Here is a 17,508-nt window from a genome sequence, read left to right on the forward strand (position 1 = left end):
AACGTAAATCCCTGCCTTCTCCTGGGCGGGGATATTTTTTTGTACTATTTGTTGTGAGAGGGGCGTTATGCCGTAGGCTTCATATCCTTCCAGGCCCATAAATAACGGCAGGCGTAAGTTCTGTAAGGCGACCATTTGCCGGAGATCTTCAGCAACTTTTCCCTGAAAGCTTTCTTATCCGTATTATCCAGCTTGTATATCTTGATCATCGCTTGTTGTAATCCCCAGTCATCAATGGCAAAAACATCATCTCTGCCCAGGTAGAACATGAGCAACATTTCGACCGTCCATCTGCCCACGCCTTTGATCTGTGTAAGATATTTGATCACCTCTTCATCCGTCATTTTCTGCAGCTGCTTATCCGTCAGCTGTTCTTCTACAGCAAACCGCGCCACATTGTGTACATAACTCACCTTGGCATTTGACAGACCAATAGCCCTTAGCGTAGGCGCCGGCGTATCCAGTATCTGCTGTGGAGAAGGTTCCTTTCCATCATACAATGCCAGGAACCGTTCATAGATCACGGTGGCTACCTTCACACTTAATTGCTGGCTCATAATAGACCCTATTAACCTCAGCGCGATATTCTTACGTTTGGTAAGGGCTGGAAGAGGATTCGCCATTATTGTTGCCAGCTTTTTGTCTTTGCTGAGATGTAGCAGGTGTTCTTCGGCGGATTGTCTCATAGATCACGATTAAAAGAAGAAATAACCATGGATAAAAAAGGAATGCTCCAGATGAAGCAAGGTATTAAATTTTGCATCATCTGGAGCATTGCAGGAAGTCTTACTTCCGGGATATTTAGTGCTAGTACTCGAAAGGTTGCTTATAAAGCACTTCAAGAATAGTTTGTCCTACTACCTGTAAGGTATGTTTATCGATCACAGTCATGTTATCGTTGGTAGTATGCCAGTGTGGTACAAAGTTACCGTTTGGCTGCAATGCAATGATATCAAAAGTAGGAATGTTGGCAATGGTATTCACGTATACGTGATCGTCAGTGATGCCGGCACCAATATTCTCATACCGGAAGTAATCAGAATATCCCAGGCGGTTCGCTACGTCCCAGAACATCTTCATCGGACCGTATGCATACTGTTGAGAGCCTGCTTCCATATAGAACTGTGAAGCGCGGCCGCCGACCATATCGAGCAGGATACCATAGTTTGCCTTATAGCCTCTAACATGCGGATTCTTTGCCCAATACTGAGTACCTAAACAGAAGCTGTTTTCTTCCTCGCTGATGCCGTAATCTTCCACGTCTGTCAGCAGGATATCAATACCTTCCTGTGGCTTTTGTGCATGCAATTGACGGGCTGTTTCCAGTAGTACACCTACACCGCTGGCGCCATCATCTGCACCATCCAGTTGCTTGGTTTTATCAAAGGCGTCCTGGTCTGCATGCGGACGGGTATCCCAGTGGGAAAGCAGTAGGATACGCTGTGTAGCAGCAGGATTGAAACTGGCGACGATATTGATACAAGGCAGTGATACTTTTTTTGGACCGATCACATTTGTACGCTGTACATATACTGTATCTGCCAGTGGTCTCAGTTGTTCGATAAGCCAGTCTGCACATTTCTTCTGGGCAGCTGTATTGGGAATACGGGGGCCGAAGCTTACCTGTTTCTCAGTATACACAAATGCGCTGTCTACATTAAACGCAGGTACATTAACGGTAGGTGCAACTGACTGCTGCCCCTTATTAGCATCTTCCTGCTGGTTGGTTTTTACCGGTTGATTACAGGCAAGCATGAACAATGAAATGCCTGCAGCAATGCTGAGTATTTTGTACATATTAACTAATGGCTGTTTGATCATAACGGCTTTACTGTATGGAGTAGGTGATACTACCATCTTTTTCGTCTTTCAGTTGTATACCTACAGCTAACAGCTGATTACGGATCTTGTCAGAAGCTGCATAGTCCTTACGGCTTTTTGCCTCTTTACGCATCTCGATAAGCAGTTGTATTACACCATCCAGCTTACTGTTGTCAGTGTTAAGTGTTTCTGGTTGCAGGCCAAGTATATCGATGAGGAAAGTGCTCCAGGTCTTCTGTAATAACTGGAATGTGTCTTCGCTCAATTCATGCATTTTCACCTGTCCGCCTTTGATAGAATTGATCACAGGTGCCAGTTCAAATAAATTGGCCAGTACCTTGGCGGTATTGAAGTCATCGCTAAGGAACTCATGGCATTCATGGCACCAGTCGCGTACCTGTTTATCCAGTTCTTCATTTACCGGCTGGCCGTTTGCCGCGGTATAAGTGAGTTTCTGTAATACTTCGTAAGCTGACCATAAACGGTGCAGCCCCTTCTCCGCCGCCTGCAGGGCTTCATTAGAGAAGTCGAGCGTACTGCGGTAATGTGTCTGTAATACGAAGAAGCGAATGGTCATCGGGCTGTAGCCTCTTTCCAGCAAATGGTGATTGCCGGTAAAGAGTTCAGTCAGCTTGATGGTATTATTATACGCCTTACCCATCTTGCGACCGTTAATGGTGATCATGTTATTGTGCATCCAGTAACGGGCCATCAGTTCGCCATGGGCAACCTCACTTTGTGCAATTTCACACTCATGATGTGGGAACTGCAGGTCCATGCCGCCACCGTGAATATCAAACTGCTTGCCGAGGTATTTGCTACTCATAGCAGAACATTCAATATGCCATCCGGGGAAACCTTCTCCCCAGGGGCTGGGCCAGCGCATGAGATGTTCTGCCGGGGCATTTTTCCAGAGGGCGAAGTCTACATTGTTTATTTTCTCATCCTGATTTTCCAGCTCACGGTTGGAGGTTTCCAGCATGTCTTCCAGCACACGTCCACTCAGGATACCATAGTCGTGTGTTTCAGCATACTTTTTCACATCAAAGTATACAGAGCCATTCCTTTCATAGGCATAACCTTTTTCCATGATCGTTTTGATCATTTCGATCTGCTCAATGATATGACCTGTAGCGGTTGGTTCTATGCTGGGCTCCAGACAGTTGAACCGGTGGAATGCCCAGTGAAACAGGTTGGTGTATTTCTGCACCAGTTCCATAGGCTCCATCTTTTCCAGCTGGGCGCGTTTGGCGATCTTATCTTCAGCTTCGCGGCCTTCTTCTTCGAAGTGGCCTGCATCTGTGATGTTCCTTACATAACGCACTTTATACCCCAGGAACTGGAGGTACCGGTAAACAACGTCAAATGTGATATACGGGCGGGCATGACCCAGGTGCGATTCCCCCGATACGGTAGGACCACATACATACATACCGACATGTCCGGGATAGAGAGAGGTGAATACTTCCTTTTGCCGATGTAGTGAATTATATATTTTAAGCTCAGACATATCAGATAATTTCAGATCGTGTAAGCTACGCTAGCTTTTGCGTAGGATTGCAAAGATAGTTATTGTTTCGTGAGTGACATTACCGTGAAGGACTAAGATTGGCGATCACGGGATAATGATCGGACAGCCCGGAAGTAATCTTCCTGAATGAATTGATCCTGAATAATTTGTCGGCAAATATGTAATCTATTCGTAAGGTAGGGGCCAGTCCGGCGTAAGTCCGGCCGATGCCACTGCCTTTTCTCAGGAAGGCATCCTGTAAAGGGCCTCTGATGGTGAAATAGGTGTAGGATGCCGGCGTATCATTGAAGTCCCCGCACACAATAACAGGGTAAGGGCTTGTCTTGATAAATGAAGCCACAATATCGGCCTGTCTGCTGCGACCCACATAGGCGTCGCGCATTTTTTGCACAATATTGCGTGTAGCCACCAGGCCGGTATCTTCCTGTTTTCTGATCTTTTCAATCGAACGGTAATCCCGCTCATTGAAGCGGTAAGAGGCCAGGTGCATGTTGATAATGCGGAAGGTATCCTTCTCGCGTACAATGTCTGCATAGATCAGACTCTCGCTGAGAGGCCCTTTCGACAGCTTCAGCTTGTCCGACTTGATGATGGGGTAGCGGGAATAGATGATAGAGCCCCAGTGTTGCATGCCGTCCCGGTTAAAGTCACTGGAGAAGAAACGGAAGGGTAGTTTCATTTCCCGGGAAATGTCCTCCCTGTTGTTAAAGTCATTCTTCTTTTCAGAGGTGTAAAAATCCTGTAGGCAGAGAATGTCGAGCTCCTGTTTTTTGATAAGGGCAAACATTGCTTCCCTGTTGTATTTGCTGTCTTTTTCGCGGTATAGTCCGAACTGGCTTACATTATAGCTCATGACGTTCAGACTATTGGCAGGGTTAGCAAACTGTTTCCCTGCTGTGGGGTAATTGAAAGCGATGAAAGCAGAAATGGACTTCCATCCGAGCACTATCGGCAGCATGGGTAAGAGACAGTATTTATAATCGAAGAGTAACCAGCAGATAAAAAAGAGTACCAGGATAAGTAACAGCAAAGGGAAGAGCAGTGTGATAAAGCTGATAGGCCACCAGTGCTCAGGAGAGACATAGGGCGCCAGGCAGGCCACCAGGAAAAGGAGCACTACAATGGTGTTAACCGTTAAGAAGAAACCTTTTGTGAATAACCTCAGAAATCTCAACTCCTATCGCATTTTTGCTTAAAGATAGGAGAAATGATGAATTCGTGCATGATAATGATAAGCCTGCCATAGCAGTAAAATGCTGTAACCCTTTTCGGGCAAGGGTTACATAGGTCCGGATCTTTAATGGTGAATACCTCGGGCTGTAATTTATTCGCAGTGCTGGCACCTGAAGGAATGTGTCCGGCGATGTGATACTCTTTTGCTGAAAGGGTGCCGAAAGAGGATAGGCTCTGGAAAAGAAAAGCCCTCCGGATGAACTGCGGATAGCAACATACAGGAGGGCTTTGCGTATAAGAAGATTGTTATACTATTTGACGATATGCAGGTGTGTTTTCGGATGGAACAGGTGAGTGATCTTATGTGAGAACCTGTTAAAACCTGCTCCCAGGTCATTGCCTTTTTTCCACTGCTGCATATAAATGAAGCCGGTTAATCCGCCACCGATCAATGCAGGGACCATGGTCAGGTCATTACTGTTAACCACATGGGTGATGATATTCACCAGGATGAAGACAACGGTAATGATCCAGAAGGGGATCGGCAGGTTGGGCAACAGTCTGTACCTGGGTGCGACTACAGTGGCACCAATTGCCAGGGCCATCACTGAAGGAGCAGCGCCGCAGGTAAAGGCAAAAGACTGCAGCTCCCGGAAGGATGGGATGAGCTGCATGCCCAGCAGATAAAATATCGCACCCACAATTCCACTCAGCAGATACAGTGGCAGGATACGCTGACGGCCTGCATGATGCTGTAGCATAGTACCAAAGCAGGCCAGCCATATCATGTTGCTGACAATCATCCAGAAATTGTTATGCACGAACATAGTCGTGATCAGTGACCAGGGATTGTGCAGCAATGTTGTAATGTTGGCCGGCAGTGCCACGTGCAATAGTACATTATCATAATAACGGGCCAACGTATTGCCTTCAAGACGGTAGAGAACTTCTGTGAAAAACAGCAAAATGAATACAGTAATATTCAACAGCAATAGCTGCATTACCATATTCTTTTCTTCTCCCATGGATAGGGGAGCGTTATCTTTTTCTTCAATGTGCATCATGACACAAGATCTTTTATGTTAATAAAAATGCCTGCGGTTATTCCTGTTCCATATCCTGAGCAGCAGGTAGCTGAAAAGGACGCCACCAAGGTGCGCGAAGTGTGCTACATTGTCTCCCGCCGAGTTCTGGATACCGGAATACAGTTCCAGGAGGATAAGGATCCCTACAAAGTATTTTGCTTTTAAAGGGAACAGGAAGTAAAGGTAAATGAGATTATTCGGAAACAGGTATCCGAATGCGAACAGCAGGCCAAATACCGCACCGGAGGCGCCAAGGGTAGCACTATCCGGATAGTCCAGGGCAAACTGGCGGATGAACGTTTTGGTATCGTTAATAACACCTGGATCGTTCGGGAATTGGTAGAATATAGTCTTTATGCCTTCAACCCGGAATCTGCCTGCGTCAAGGTCATAGCGGGTGTCCAGCAATCTGAAATTGGCAATGGAAGGATCGCTGAGGAATGCCTTGGCATCGTGTGCCAGCCTCACGTTTTCGTAGGTCAGCACACCCATATGGCAGAGTGCCGCCCCGAGGCCGCATACCATGTAGAAGATCAGGAAGCGTTTAGGCCCCCAGATGTTTTCCAGCGTGGCGCCGAACATCCAAAGGGTGAACATGTTCATGAACAGGTGCCCCACGGTGGCGTGCATGAACAGGTGTGTAATGAACTGATGGGGCTTGAACAGATCCGACCCCCAGTAGTGCAACGCGAAAATGTCATCAATCCTGTTATTCCCGATGCTGCTCCCTAATGTGTTCTGTGCAAGGAACACCAATCCGTTGATGATCAGTAAGTTTTTGATCACCGTAGGGAGTATTTCAAATCTGCCGGGCCTGAACTCGCTCATTTCTCCTATTCTTTAATGATTAATTCTTTTCTCAAGTAAAACCACGTTCTCAATGTGGTGTGTATGTGGGAACATATCCACCGGTTGTATCCTTTTGACACTATACGTAGCGTCCAGTAAAGCCAGGTCTCTGGCCTGTGTAGCCGGGTTACAACTTACATATACTATGCGGGGAGCAGCAATTTCGAGTAGCTTGTTAACCAGTTTCTCGTGCATGCCGGCCCTTGGCGGGTCAGTGATCACAACATCCGGCTGTCCGTGCTGGGCAAAGAAAGCGTCATTGCAAATATCCACTACATCTCCGGCAAAGAATTGCGCATTGTTCACATTGTTGCGGGCGGCATTTTCAACAGCGTCGTCAATCGCCTCCTTTATCAGCTCTATACCGATCACTTTGCCTGCCTGCCGGGACACAAAAATACCAATACTGCCTGTACCACAATAGAGATCGTAAACAATTTCTGTTCCTGTTAATCCGGCGAACTCCCTGGTCACCTGGTACAAGGCTTCTCCCTGGTATGTATTGGTCTGGAAAAAGGATTTAGGTCCTATTTTAAAAGTAAAGTCTTCCAGTTTTTCTTCCACATATCCCTTTCCAAAGTAAACCTTGGGTTCCAGGTCGAAAATCGTATCGTTCAGCTTGGGATTGATGGTATACAGTACGGATGTAATGCCAGGAACGGTAGCCAGCAGGTGGTCCAGCAGGGCTTCCCTGTCCTTTTTGTTCTCGTGATGGATCACGAGGTTGACCATTACCTCACCGGTGGTACAGATCCTGATGACCAGGTTACGGAGCCATCCTTCTTTGGCGCGGATGTCGTAAAAGGAGAGCTCGTTGGTCAGTGCATATTCCCGGATAGTGTTCCGGATGGCATTGACAGGTTCTGCCTGCAGGTAGCAGGTATTAATGTCCAGCACCTTGTCGAACAGCTTCGGTACATGGAAGCCCAGGGCATTCCGCCGGGGAATGCTGCCGTCTTCATTCAGTTCCTCAGCCGGGAGGTATGCTTTATTACTGAACGTGAATTCAAGTTTGTTGCGGTAGTGGGTGGTATGCCTTGAGCCCAGGATGGGTTGCATGGGAGGCAATTCCAGTTTACCGATGCGCTGGAGGTTGTCGGCCACCTGCTGTTGTTTGTATTCCAGCTGCAGCGAATAAGGCAGCATCTGCCATTTGCAGCCGCCGCAGTTACCAAAATGTTCACAGAAAGGGTCAACACGGTTAGATGCCAAGGAATGGAAATGGATGGCCTTACCCTCAGCCCAGTCTTTTTTGTTTTTACCAAGACGTACGTCCACGACATCTCCCGGCACCACGCCGCCTTCAATAAATATCACTTTGCCATCTATGCGGGCCAGTGCTTTCCCCTCTGCCGCATATGCGCTTACAGGGACTTTTTCAAGAATAACATTTTTTTTCCTCACGGGTGCAAAGGTAGGATTTTAGCTGATCACTGATTTTGTGAAATTGCCTTTTCCTTGCTACTTTTACAGTAACCGATATCCTATGCGTAAACTTATGATATTACTCGCCTGCATTTTCTGCCACTGGCAGTTACAGGCGCAGGGCTACGAACTTACTTTCCAGTTAAAACAGTATACAGGCGGACAATTATCGCTGGCACACTATATGGGCAAAAGCTTCTACCTTGCTGACTCCGCCCAGATAAATGCACAGGGTGTTGCTGTCATGAGGAATAAAGAAGCATTGCCAGGGGGAATTTACATTGTACTGCTTCCGGGCAGGCAGCGCTATTTTGAGATGCTGCTTGATAATAAGGACCAGCAGTTCTCTGTTAGTATCGACACTACTGATCTGATCAACAAGACCGTCTTCAAGACCTCCAAAGAGAACGAGATCTTCCAGTCATATAACAAGTTTCTGTCAAAGGAAATAGCGCCACAGGACAAAGCGCTCAATGCCATGCTAGCTAAACATACAGCTGCAGACAGTGCGGCGGCGAAGTCCTTACAACAGGAACTGGGCAAGAAACTCCAGAACTTCCGTAATGGCATCGTGGGAGGATATCCCAAAAGCCTGCTGACCAGCATCTTTAGGGCAATGAAAGACCCTGAGGTGCCAACTGCTCCTGCGGGGGATTCTACCTTCGCTTACCGCTACTATAAATCGCACTACTGGGATAGCGTAAACCTGAGCGACGGCAGACTGGTAAGAACAGATATCATTGAGAAGAAACTGAGCAGGTATTTCACGCAGCTGGTGCCCATGGAGCCTGATTCCATTATTATGGAAGCAGATAACCTCATTGCGAAGACCAGGAAAGATAAGGAGATGTTCAAATTCGTGGTTTGGTGGCTGACCTATACGGCCGAAACTTCCAAATACATGGGTATGGATGCTGTATTCGTACACCTGGTGGAGAAATACTACGTATCCGGCGAGGCTTACTGGCTGAAGGATGATCAGCTGAACAAGATCATCTCCCGGGCTTATTCCATGGCGCCTAACCTGATCGGACAACAGGCCCCGCCTCTGGAAGTGAAGGATTCTTCCATGAAGGCCGTTTCCCTTTATACCACAAAAGCAAAATATACTATCCTCGTTTTCTGGGATCCTACCTGTGGCCACTGCAAGATAGAGGTTCCCAAACTTGATTCCGCCTATAATGCCAGCTGGAAAAACAAAGGGGTGGCTATGATCGGCTTCAAAACGGAAGGCACCAAAGATGAATGGCAGTCTTTTATCAAAGAGCACAAGCTCAATGGATGGATCCATGCATGGGACCCTGATGCCCAGAGTAATTACCGCCGTTTGTACGATGTATACAGCACGCCTGTGGTGTATCTGCTGGACGAAAAGAAAAAGATCCTGGCCAAAAGGTTGGGTGTTGAACAGCTCAGTGATTTCCTCGAAAAGTTGGAGACAAAGGGCGGTACAGTTCGCAAGTAATCAAATATAAATAATTATTTTTCGTTGTAATTCACTTGTTTGCAATCAGATAAGGTTGCTGCAAATTCCTTTGGCATAGTCTTTGGATTTTGACCGTGTGATCAAAATGTTAAGATTATGAAAAAGATTATCCTTTCGTTTGCAGCCCTTGCGATTTCTTTCGGAGCAATGTCTCAGGCGCGTGTAGGTGTAAAAGCCGGATGGAACCTTTCTACTCTTTCTGTGGACAATAATGGTACGGTGGATAAAGACCGTTCATTATCCGGTTATCACGTCGGTCTTATTGCCGATTTACCTTTGGTGCCAAAGGTACTCTCTTTCCAGCCAGGTGTGTTTTATACGACCAAAGGCTCGAAATTAGTATCCGGAGACAAAGACAACAGCACTACTGTTCCATATAGGAAATATACAACCCGGCCCCAGTACATTGAAGTTCCGTTAAACTTTATCGGTAAAATTCCCGTTGGTACAAACACCAAGCTGTTTGCAGGTGTTGGTCCTTATTTCGCATTTGGTGTAGCAGGTAAGAACAAAGTATCTACTACACTGGCGGGTGTAACCACCAGTACGGAATCTAAAATTAAATGGGATGATGATACCCCATTTAACGAGGGAGATCCTAACCAGGGATTAAACAAATACAAGAGGTTTGACTGGGGTGGTAACGTCCAGGTAGGTGCTGAATTCAAGAATGTCCTGGTATCCGCACAGTACGGATATGGCTTTGGTAAGATCAACTCAGGTGGAGAAGACAGTAGGAATGATAAGAACAAGAACAGGGTGTTTAGTGTGTCTTTAGGTTATTTGTTCTAATGCAGAAAAAATCAAATTTTTTAAACTGGGCGTAACCAGGCAACGTCTGTTAATAACAAAACAATAGCTAAGAAATTGGTATAGCATCCTTTAACGCCTGTCGGATGCTATACCAAAAATTAAAACACCATATGAAAAAGGTATTATTATCCGTTGCCGCACTGATGATTGCAGGCATTACTTTTGGCCAGACAAAATTCGGTATTGTGGCAGGACCAAATTTCTCAAGTGCAACCGTTAAAGGTGGAGGTAGCAAGGAAACCGGTGACCTGGTGGTAGGCCTGAGAGCCGGCGTTACAGCCGATTTACCCCTTGCAGATGAATTCTTTATTGGCACAGGGTTACTGTATGAAGGTAAAGGAAGCAAAACCAACGACAATCTGAAAACGACATTATCTTATCTGCAAGTGCCTATCAACTTCCTGTTCAAACCAGAAGTAGGTAATGGTTGGCTGAACCTCGGTGCCGGTCCATACGTGGCTTATGGCATAGGTGGTAAACACAAAGGTAAGGTTGGTAACATAAGCGCTGACTGGAAAGCCTTTGATGATGAATCAAACGCTATTGGTGGAAAGCTGAAACGCTTCGATGCTGGTCTGGGTATCGTGGCTGGTTATGAAATGAAAGCTGGTCTGTACCTCGGTATCAATGCCGACCTGGGACTGGTGAATGCGTATGATAATACTGACAATGATCGTAGCTGGAGGAACACATCTTTCGGTGTGTCTGTAGGTTACAAATTCTAAGGCAAGCAATATTTAATAAGTAGTCCTTCCGTCAATGGCGGAGGGACTTTTTTGTTTTGAAAAGCCCCTCCCTTCTGATGTTAGCGCACCAGTATTTTTGATACATGCACATAATTTAAATCTGAATTTGCGAGTATTTACATTATTTTTATGCCCGTATTTATGACGGGGAGATCCCGTGTTATGAACCCTAAGGAACCCTATATTAAGAGGACAATACAAGTACACTTATTACAACACAACGTAAAACGCATGAGTAAATTTTTTACACTCTTCTTTTTAACGCTGTTAATATCCCTATTACCCCTTCACGCCCAGGTAAGTCTTGGATTAAGGGGTGGCCTTACCTTGTCTGCCACACAGATAAAAAATAGCCAGGGATATAAAAGCAACAGCCTTGGCACCAGCAGTCAGCTAACAAATCTACATGCTGACCTTATGATTAACGTACCAGTTTACAGAAGACTTTATTTTCAGCCCCTGATCAGGTACATTACCAAAGGCGCTTACCTCCGCCCACTACCTTCCAAACAGGGCGTATTTGTGGAATCTGCCAACCAATTGAAATTACATTACCTGGAAGTGCCATTGAACATGGTGCTTAAATTCCCGGTTTCTCTCGGTAAGATTGTAGTAGGTGCAGGACCTTATGTAGCTTATGGCCTGAACGGTACCTATGATCTGGACCTGATTTATAATGGATCTGTTGTCAGTACTGATTCTCATGCAATCGAATTTAACTACAAAGACAGGGGCATTGCTCCAGGAACGCAGTTGCGCAGATTTGATGCAGGAGGTAACCTGATGGTGGGAATAGAATTCAATAATCTGATGGTAGTCGGCGCCAATCTGACCCGCGGATTTCTGAATCTTGACCGTACAAACTCCGCAAAGATCACCAACAGTTATTTTTCATTGAGCCTGGGTATCCTGCTGGACAGAGAGGATTATTAAAAAAGAAAAAGATTTATGATATAAAAGGGAGTTCCTTGAAAGGGGCTCCCTTAATTTTTTTATAGGTAATAGGGGTAATGCGAGATATAATCGTCTTAGAGATGGATAATTCATCGTGATTATCCGCAACAAAAAGACAAAAAGTGTGACAGTTATTCGGACATGCTGCTACGTTTCCACGTAATGGCATTTTTACTAAGAAAAACGGTTACCATTCAATATAAAAGCGGTCCGCCATAGGCGGACCGCTTTGCTTTATAAGGAATACATTTAATTGTTATACTACTGCTTCAACGGCTTTGCGGATCACGTTCGGTTTACCCAGCGTGTAGTAGTGCAATACGGGCACGCCAAAAGCCTTCAGTTCTTTAGACTGTTGTATCAGCCATTCGGTACCTACTGCTTCCACCTCTTTATCTGTTTTACATTTCAGGATCTCGTTAGCAAAATCGGCCGGAATGTCTACATGGAAAGTACGGGGCAGTATGGTCAGTTGTTTTCGGCTGGTGATGGGTTTCAACCCCGGAATAATTGGTACAGTAATACCTGCCTCACGACATTTGGTAACAAAGTCAAAGAATTTCTGGTTATCGAAGAACATCTGTGTCACGATGTAATCGGCGCCATTTTCTACCTTTTTCTTCAGATAGCTCATATCTGTCTGCATATTCGGTGCTTCGAAGTGTTTCTCCGGGTAGCCTGCCACGCCTATACAGAACTTTGTTTTTACACCGCCCTGCAGGTCTTCCTCCAGGTAGATACCATTATTCATATGTACAACCTGCTGTAGCAGCTCGTCTGCATAACGATGCCCATGTGGTTCAGGTTCAAAGAAGGTCTCATTTTTGGGTGCATCTCCACGTAGTACCAGTACATTATCCACCCCAAGGAAATTGAGGTCGATCAAGGCGTTTTCTGTTTCCTCCCTGCTAAAACCTCCGCAGATAAGATGTGGAACTGCATCTACATTATAATGGTTCATTAATGCCGCACAGATGGCTACGGTACCCGGCCTTTTACGGATCTCTACTTTTTCGAAGGTGCCGTCAGCTCTTTTCTTAAACATATGCTCACTTCTATGGTAAGTAACGTTAATGAAGGCGGGCTTGAATTCCATTAATGGGTCAAGATGTTCATATATAGACTCGATACTCTTACCTTTAAGGGGAGGTAGGATCTCAAAAGAGATCAGCGTATCTTTTGCCTGCGCAATATGTTCTGTTACTTTCATAGTAGAAATAAAAGTGAGCTTAAGTTAATGCCGGGCAAAAGTAATACATCCGTTAGAATTATCATCTGTTTTTTCGCTTAAAGGCCGAATATTTTAATACATTGTACACTATTCATAGATAAAAATGTAGTACTCTTACATAAGCTAAGAGGACTGACGACAGTTAAATATTGAAAGCTAAATGAAAAGTGTATTTTTGCTAAGTTTGAACATATGGCATTAAAAATACATACAGATCAACTGGTAAAGCGCTATGGTCACAGGACTGTAGTGAACCATGTATCTGTAGAAGTGACACAAGGAGAGATCGTGGGTTTGCTTGGCCCTAACGGCGCCGGTAAAACAACCACATTCTACATGGTAGTGGGGCTCATCAAGCCCGACGAGGGGCAGGTATACCTGGATGAGGTGAATATCACAAAGCTGCCAATGTACAAAAGGGCGAAGATGGGAATCGGCTATCTGCCTCAGGAAGCTTCCGTGTTTCGTAAGCTGAGTGTGGAAGATAATATTTCTGCTGTACTGGAAATGACGAATCTGAAGAAAGCGGAGCAGAAGGAAAAACTGGAAAGCCTGTTGGAGGAATTCCGTCTTACCCATGTGCGCAAGAGCCCCGGAGATGTATTGAGTGGTGGCGAACGCCGGCGTACGGAAATAGCACGCGCGCTTGCGGTAGACCCTAAGTTCATCCTGCTGGATGAACCTTTTGCAGGTATCGACCCAATAGCCGTGGAAGACATTCAGTCAATCGTTGCCCGCCTTAAATACAAGAACATAGGGATCCTCATAACAGACCATAACGTGCAGGAAACACTCTCCATCACTGACCGGGCTTACCTGCTTTTCGAAGGAAAGATCCTCAAAGCCGGTTCAGCCGAAGAGTTAGCTGAAGACGAACAGGTAAGAAAAGTGTATCTTGGCCAGAATTTTATTTTACGTCGTAAGAATTACCTGGACGAAGCAGCTAAACAACTATAAAACTACAACTACGCTCCTGATCCTATTATGAGAATATTAAGTCCTGCAATATCACAATTGGCGCGTTTGCGCATGGGGCGCATAGAATATTTTATGCAATACCCCCTGCAGGTGCAGCAGCAGGTATTTCAGAATCTTATCAGCGCCGCTCAGTACACTGAGTTTGGCAAGCAATATAGCTTTTCACAGATATATAAGATAGAAGAGTTCAAGCAGCGGGTGCCTATTCATAATTATGATAGCCTCAAGCCCTACATCCAGCGGTTGATGGAGGGGCAGCAGAACATCTTATGGAATACGCCGATTAAATGGTTTGCCAAATCCAGCGGCACTACCGCCGATAAGAGCAAATTCATACCTGTCTCTGTAGAGAGCCTGGATGACTGTCACTACCGTGCCGGCCGTGACGTATTATCACTGTACTATAATAATTTTCCTGACTCCCGCCTGCTAACCGGAAAATCGCTGGTAATAGGAGGTAGCCACCAGGTCAATAAGTTGGACTCCGAAAGTGATTCTTACTTCGGCGACCTGAGTGCGGTGATGCTGCAGAACATGCCTTTCTATGGCAATATGATCCGTACGCCCGACCTTTCCATCGCCCTGATGGACGAGTGGGAGGAAAAGATCGAACGGATGGCGAATGCTGTGATACATGAGAATGTCACTTCCATTGCCGGTGTGCCTACCTGGACACTGGTACTGATCAAACGTATATTTGAAATCACCGGGAAAGATAACCTGGCTGATGTATGGCCTAACCTGGAGTTGTACATGCACGGCGGCGTAAGTTTTACGCCATACAGAGAACAGTTCAAAAAGCTGATCCGTAAACCGGATATGTATTACCAGGAGACTTATAACGCTTCTGAAGGCTTTTTTGCCGCACAGGACGTCATAGGGGAGGAGGGCCTGCTCCTGTTCCTTAACCATGGCATTTTCTATGAATTCATGCCAATGGAGGAATACGGAAAGCCCTGTCCGCAAACCCTGCAACTGCAGGATGTGGAAATGGGTAAGAACTATGCCCTGATCATTAGCACCAACGGAGGATTGTGGCGTTACCTGGTGGGAGACACTGTTCAGTTCACCTCTCTGGCACCTTACCGTGTAAGGGTAAGCGGGCGTACCAAATCTTTCATCAATGCTTTCGGGGAAGAGCTCATCGTAGAGAACTCTGATGTGGCTATTGCCAAAGCGTGCGAGGCAACAGGCGCGGTAATGAACGACTATACCGCAGCACCTATCTACTTTAGTGAGAATGAAGCCGGTGGGCATGAATGGCTGCTGGACTTTGATGTGATGCCTGGAAACCTTGAGCAGTTTATTGATGTATTGGACAACACCCTCAAATCCATCAACTCGGACTATGAAGCCAAACGTCATAAAGATATGGCGCTGCGCCGCCCGGTAGTACATGTATTGCCCAAAGGAACCTTTACCGACTGGCTGAAGAGTAAGGGTAAACTGGGTGGTCAGCATAAAGTACCCCGCCTCAATAACGAGCGGCAGCATGTGGAAGAAATTCTTAAATTCGCCGGCATCACTGGCAAAATCTAAATTTAATCATCTAACAACTATTACGTCTATATGAAATTACTGGAGAACAAAGTAGCTATTGTAACAGGTGCCAGCAGAGGTATAGGAGAAGCTATCGCGATAAAATTTGCAGAACAGGGTGCAAACGTTGCATTCACATATCTTAGCTCTGACGAAAAGGCTAAAGCACTGGAACAAAAGCTACAGGCAATGGGTGTAAAGGCAAAAGCCTATAAATCCAATGCTGGCAGTTTCGAAGAAAGTGAGGCGCTCATAAACGATGTACTGAAAGAATTTGGTGCAATAGATATCTGCGTAAATAATGCCGGTATTTCTAAAGACAACCTGCTGCTGCGTATGAGCCCTGACCAGTGGGATGAGGTAATGGATGTGAATCTAAAGAGTGTTTATAACATGACCAAACATGTGATCCGCCCGATGATGAAAGCAAAGAGCGGCTCCATTATCAATATGAGCTCCATTATCGGTATGAAGGGTAACGCAGGTCAGAGCAGTTATGCCGCTTCCAAAGCTGGTATCATCGGCTTTACCAAATCTATCGCAGCTGAGCTGGGAAGCCGCAACATCCGTTGCAATGCGGTAGCACCTGGCTTCGTTGAGACGGATATGACCCACTACCTGAAAGATGGAGAAGGCGCGAAGAACTATCTGGCACAAATTCCGCTGGGTCGCTTCGGTAGCACTGAAGATATCGCTAATGTATGTCTGTTCCTGGCTTCCAACATGAGCGGCTATGTAACTGGTCAGGTGATCAGCGCCTGCGGTGGACTGAACATGTAATGTCATATTTGATCAGGGATCAGGAATTGCCGGTATTGCAAATCCTGATCCCTGATTGTTTAATATCGTTTCCCGGGGATCGCTACTCTGAACATCTCCATACATTTCCTGTCCTGCAATGTCACATATACGGTTTTACCGTCTTTGCCTCCAAAGGTGAGATTGCTGCACTGCTTGCCTTTCAGCGGAATTTCCCGTACTTCCTTACCATTTGGTGCTAATACCACGATCGCTCCTTTGCCCCAGCGGGCTACATACAGGTTGCCTGCCTTGTCGCATTTCATGCCATCAAAACCATAATCAGGGAATTCGGCGAACAGTTTTTTATTGCTGATATTTCCATCCTTATCTACATCAAACTTCCAGATCTTACGCTGTACGCTTTCATTTACATAGAGGGTCTTTTCATCAGGGCTCAGCTCAATACCATTGGCAGTGCCCATATTACCATCCAGGAGTACAGTTTTACCACCTTTATCGATACGCCAGATCTGCCCTTTACCGTTTTTCCAGTCGGGATCTGACGCGAAGAGCACATCCTTCTTGCTGATGCAGAGATCATTTGGCTGGAACATTTTATCAGAATGCACATAAACGCTTACCTTTTTCGTCTTCATATCCACTTCCAGTACGTTGTGGCCCTTGAAGTCCGGCAGGTACATATTGCCTTTGCTGTTGAACTGGATACTGTTGGCCACACTGCTATCTGGTAAGGTCACAAACACTTCACCACTGCCGTTTTTCGTGCTGATCTTTCCGATGGTCCCGTCATGCAGATAGTTCACCACATAGAGATTGCCTGCTTTGTCGAAGTTGGGTCCCTCAATGTTGACAGAGAACATATTCTCCTTCGTGAGGTCCTGCGTCTGATATAATGCCGTGGATTTGTCCTGTGCCATGACTGCACAACCGGCGGTTAAAGCCAGTAATAAACAGATATGCTGCTTCATGATAAAAATTTACGTTGAGTTATCAAGTTAAGAAAAGATAGGAGTTTTAAACGGTTAATAAGACAAAATTGACCGCTGCTACGCCGTCAGGGGCTAAAATGTGTCAAATAACTACCGTTCAAAAATTTGGTAATCAAACTATTAATA

Annotated in this window: 16 protein-coding genes; 7 read left to right on the top strand and 9 right to left on the bottom strand. The window is 45.7% G+C overall.

Annotated elements, in window-relative coordinates; all coding sequences use genetic code 11:
- Positions 1-65: 65 nt before the first annotated feature.
- The 7 genes from CLV42_RS01975 to rlmD all read right to left on the bottom strand — a co-directional run bounded on the left by CLV42_RS01975 (position 66) and on the right by rlmD (position 7,863).
- Entirely contained in the window at positions 66-686 is a 621-nt protein-coding gene (locus CLV42_RS01975; protein ID WP_106600220.1) for a DNA-3-methyladenine glycosylase family protein, read from the bottom strand.
- Positions 687-807: 121 nt separating this feature from the next.
- Complete coding sequence (locus tag CLV42_RS01980; protein WP_170117358.1) at positions 808-1,797, bottom strand: M28 family peptidase; 990 nt, start codon at positions 1,795-1,797, stop codon at positions 808-810.
- Positions 1,798-1,828: 31 nt separating this feature from the next.
- Entirely contained in the window at positions 1,829-3,331 is a 1,503-nt protein-coding gene (gene cysS / locus CLV42_RS01985; RefSeq protein WP_106600222.1) for a cysteine--tRNA ligase, read from the bottom strand.
- A gap of 79 nt (positions 3,332-3,410) precedes the next feature.
- A complete protein-coding gene (locus CLV42_RS01990) occupies positions 3,411-4,526 on the bottom strand; it encodes an endonuclease/exonuclease/phosphatase family protein (RefSeq protein ID WP_106600223.1) in 1,116 nt (371 codons plus the stop codon).
- Positions 4,527-4,836: 310 nt separating this feature from the next.
- On the bottom strand, positions 4,837-5,589 hold the full coding sequence (locus CLV42_RS01995; protein ID WP_106600224.1) for a rhomboid family intramembrane serine protease: 753 nt from the start codon (positions 5,587-5,589) through the stop codon (positions 4,837-4,839).
- 18 nt (positions 5,590-5,607) lie between these two features.
- Positions 5,608-6,438, bottom strand: coding sequence for a rhomboid family intramembrane serine protease (locus tag CLV42_RS02000; RefSeq protein WP_106600225.1), 831 nt, complete (start codon positions 6,436-6,438; stop codon positions 5,608-5,610).
- 12 nt (positions 6,439-6,450) lie between these two features.
- Positions 6,451-7,863 carry a 23S rRNA (uracil(1939)-C(5))-methyltransferase RlmD gene (gene rlmD / locus CLV42_RS02005; protein WP_106600226.1) on the bottom strand — a complete coding sequence of 471 codons (1,413 nt, stop codon included), beginning with the start codon at positions 7,861-7,863 and terminating at the stop codon, positions 6,451-6,453.
- Between the two features lie 82 nt (positions 7,864-7,945).
- Between rlmD and CLV42_RS02010 the strand changes: the two genes are divergently transcribed.
- The 4 genes from CLV42_RS02010 (at position 7,946) to CLV42_RS02025 (ending at position 11,862) form a co-directional block, all read left to right on the top strand.
- Positions 7,946-9,349 (top strand): redoxin domain-containing protein, encoded by a 1,404-nt coding sequence (locus CLV42_RS02010; protein WP_106600227.1) that lies wholly within the window; start codon positions 7,946-7,948, stop codon positions 9,347-9,349.
- A gap of 117 nt (positions 9,350-9,466) precedes the next feature.
- Positions 9,467-10,162 carry a porin family protein gene (locus CLV42_RS02015; protein ID WP_106600228.1) on the top strand — a complete coding sequence of 232 codons (696 nt, stop codon included), beginning with the start codon at positions 9,467-9,469 and terminating at the stop codon, positions 10,160-10,162.
- 131 nt (positions 10,163-10,293) lie between these two features.
- Positions 10,294-10,908, top strand: coding sequence for a porin family protein (locus CLV42_RS02020; RefSeq protein ID WP_170117359.1), 615 nt, complete (start codon positions 10,294-10,296; stop codon positions 10,906-10,908).
- Positions 10,909-11,160: 252 nt separating this feature from the next.
- Positions 11,161-11,862 carry an outer membrane beta-barrel protein gene (locus CLV42_RS02025; protein ID WP_170117360.1) on the top strand — a complete coding sequence of 234 codons (702 nt, stop codon included), beginning with the start codon at positions 11,161-11,163 and terminating at the stop codon, positions 11,860-11,862.
- A 277-nt stretch (positions 11,863-12,139) separates the two neighbouring features.
- Here the strand turns inward: CLV42_RS02025 and metF are convergent, their stop codons facing one another.
- Positions 12,140-13,093: a methylenetetrahydrofolate reductase [NAD(P)H] gene (metF, locus tag CLV42_RS02030; RefSeq protein WP_106600231.1), complete on the bottom strand. Its 954-nt coding sequence runs from the start codon at positions 13,091-13,093 to the stop codon at positions 12,140-12,142.
- A 213-nt stretch (positions 13,094-13,306) separates the two neighbouring features.
- Here metF and lptB point away from each other — a divergent pair, with 213 nt between their 5' ends.
- The 3 genes from lptB to fabG all read left to right on the top strand — a co-directional run bounded on the left by lptB (position 13,307) and on the right by fabG (position 16,411).
- A complete protein-coding gene (gene lptB / locus CLV42_RS02035) occupies positions 13,307-14,071 on the top strand; it encodes an LPS export ABC transporter ATP-binding protein (protein WP_106600232.1) in 765 nt (254 codons plus the stop codon).
- Positions 14,072-14,143: 72 nt separating this feature from the next.
- A complete protein-coding gene (locus tag CLV42_RS02040) occupies positions 14,144-15,631 on the top strand; it encodes a GH3 auxin-responsive promoter family protein (protein ID WP_449384884.1) in 1,488 nt (495 codons plus the stop codon).
- Positions 15,632-15,661: 30 nt separating this feature from the next.
- Positions 15,662-16,411: a 3-oxoacyl-[acyl-carrier-protein] reductase gene (gene fabG, locus CLV42_RS02045; RefSeq protein WP_106600234.1), complete on the top strand. Its 750-nt coding sequence runs from the start codon at positions 15,662-15,664 to the stop codon at positions 16,409-16,411.
- A 59-nt stretch (positions 16,412-16,470) separates the two neighbouring features.
- Here the strand turns inward: fabG and CLV42_RS02050 are convergent, their stop codons facing one another.
- Positions 16,471-17,361: an SMP-30/gluconolactonase/LRE family protein gene (locus CLV42_RS02050; protein ID WP_106600235.1), complete on the bottom strand. Its 891-nt coding sequence runs from the start codon at positions 17,359-17,361 to the stop codon at positions 16,471-16,473.
- Positions 17,362-17,508 lie beyond the last annotated feature (147 nt).

It is taken from the genome of Chitinophaga ginsengisoli (assembly GCF_003014595.1).
Taxonomy (GTDB): Bacteria; Bacteroidota; Bacteroidia; order Chitinophagales; family Chitinophagaceae; genus Chitinophaga; species Chitinophaga ginsengisoli.

Bases quoted from the DNA above. Each gene is read 5' to 3' on its own strand.
- cysS (WP_106600222.1), bottom strand. From the start codon at position 3,331: ATGTCTGAGCTTAAAATATATAATTCACTACATCGGCAAAAGGAAGTA.
- CLV42_RS02020 (WP_170117359.1), top strand. From the start codon at position 10,294: ATGAAAAAGGTATTATTATCCGTTGCCGCACTGATGATTGCAGGCATT.
- fabG (WP_106600234.1), top strand. From the start codon at position 15,662: ATGAAATTACTGGAGAACAAAGTAGCTATTGTAACAGGTGCCAGCAGA.
- CLV42_RS01980 (WP_170117358.1), bottom strand. From the start codon at position 1,797: ATGTACAAAATACTCAGCATTGCTGCAGGCATTTCATTGTTCATGCTT.
- CLV42_RS01995 (WP_106600224.1), bottom strand. From the start codon at position 5,589: ATGATGCACATTGAAGAAAAAGATAACGCTCCCCTATCCATGGGAGAA.
- CLV42_RS02000 (WP_106600225.1), bottom strand. From the start codon at position 6,438: ATGAGCGAGTTCAGGCCCGGCAGATTTGAAATACTCCCTACGGTGATC.
- CLV42_RS02015 (WP_106600228.1), top strand. From the start codon at position 9,467: ATGAAAAAGATTATCCTTTCGTTTGCAGCCCTTGCGATTTCTTTCGGA.
- CLV42_RS02040 (WP_449384884.1), top strand. From the start codon at position 14,144: ATGGGGCGCATAGAATATTTTATGCAATACCCCCTGCAGGTGCAGCAG.
- CLV42_RS02010 (WP_106600227.1), top strand. From the start codon at position 7,946: ATGCGTAAACTTATGATATTACTCGCCTGCATTTTCTGCCACTGGCAG.
- CLV42_RS02050 (WP_106600235.1), bottom strand. From the start codon at position 17,361: ATGAAGCAGCATATCTGTTTATTACTGGCTTTAACCGCCGGTTGTGCA.
- CLV42_RS01975 (WP_106600220.1), bottom strand. From the start codon at position 686: ATGAGACAATCCGCCGAAGAACACCTGCTACATCTCAGCAAAGACAAA.
- metF (WP_106600231.1), bottom strand. From the start codon at position 13,093: ATGAAAGTAACAGAACATATTGCGCAGGCAAAAGATACGCTGATCTCT.
- CLV42_RS02025 (WP_170117360.1), top strand. From the start codon at position 11,161: ATGAGTAAATTTTTTACACTCTTCTTTTTAACGCTGTTAATATCCCTA.
- lptB (WP_106600232.1), top strand. From the start codon at position 13,307: ATGGCATTAAAAATACATACAGATCAACTGGTAAAGCGCTATGGTCAC.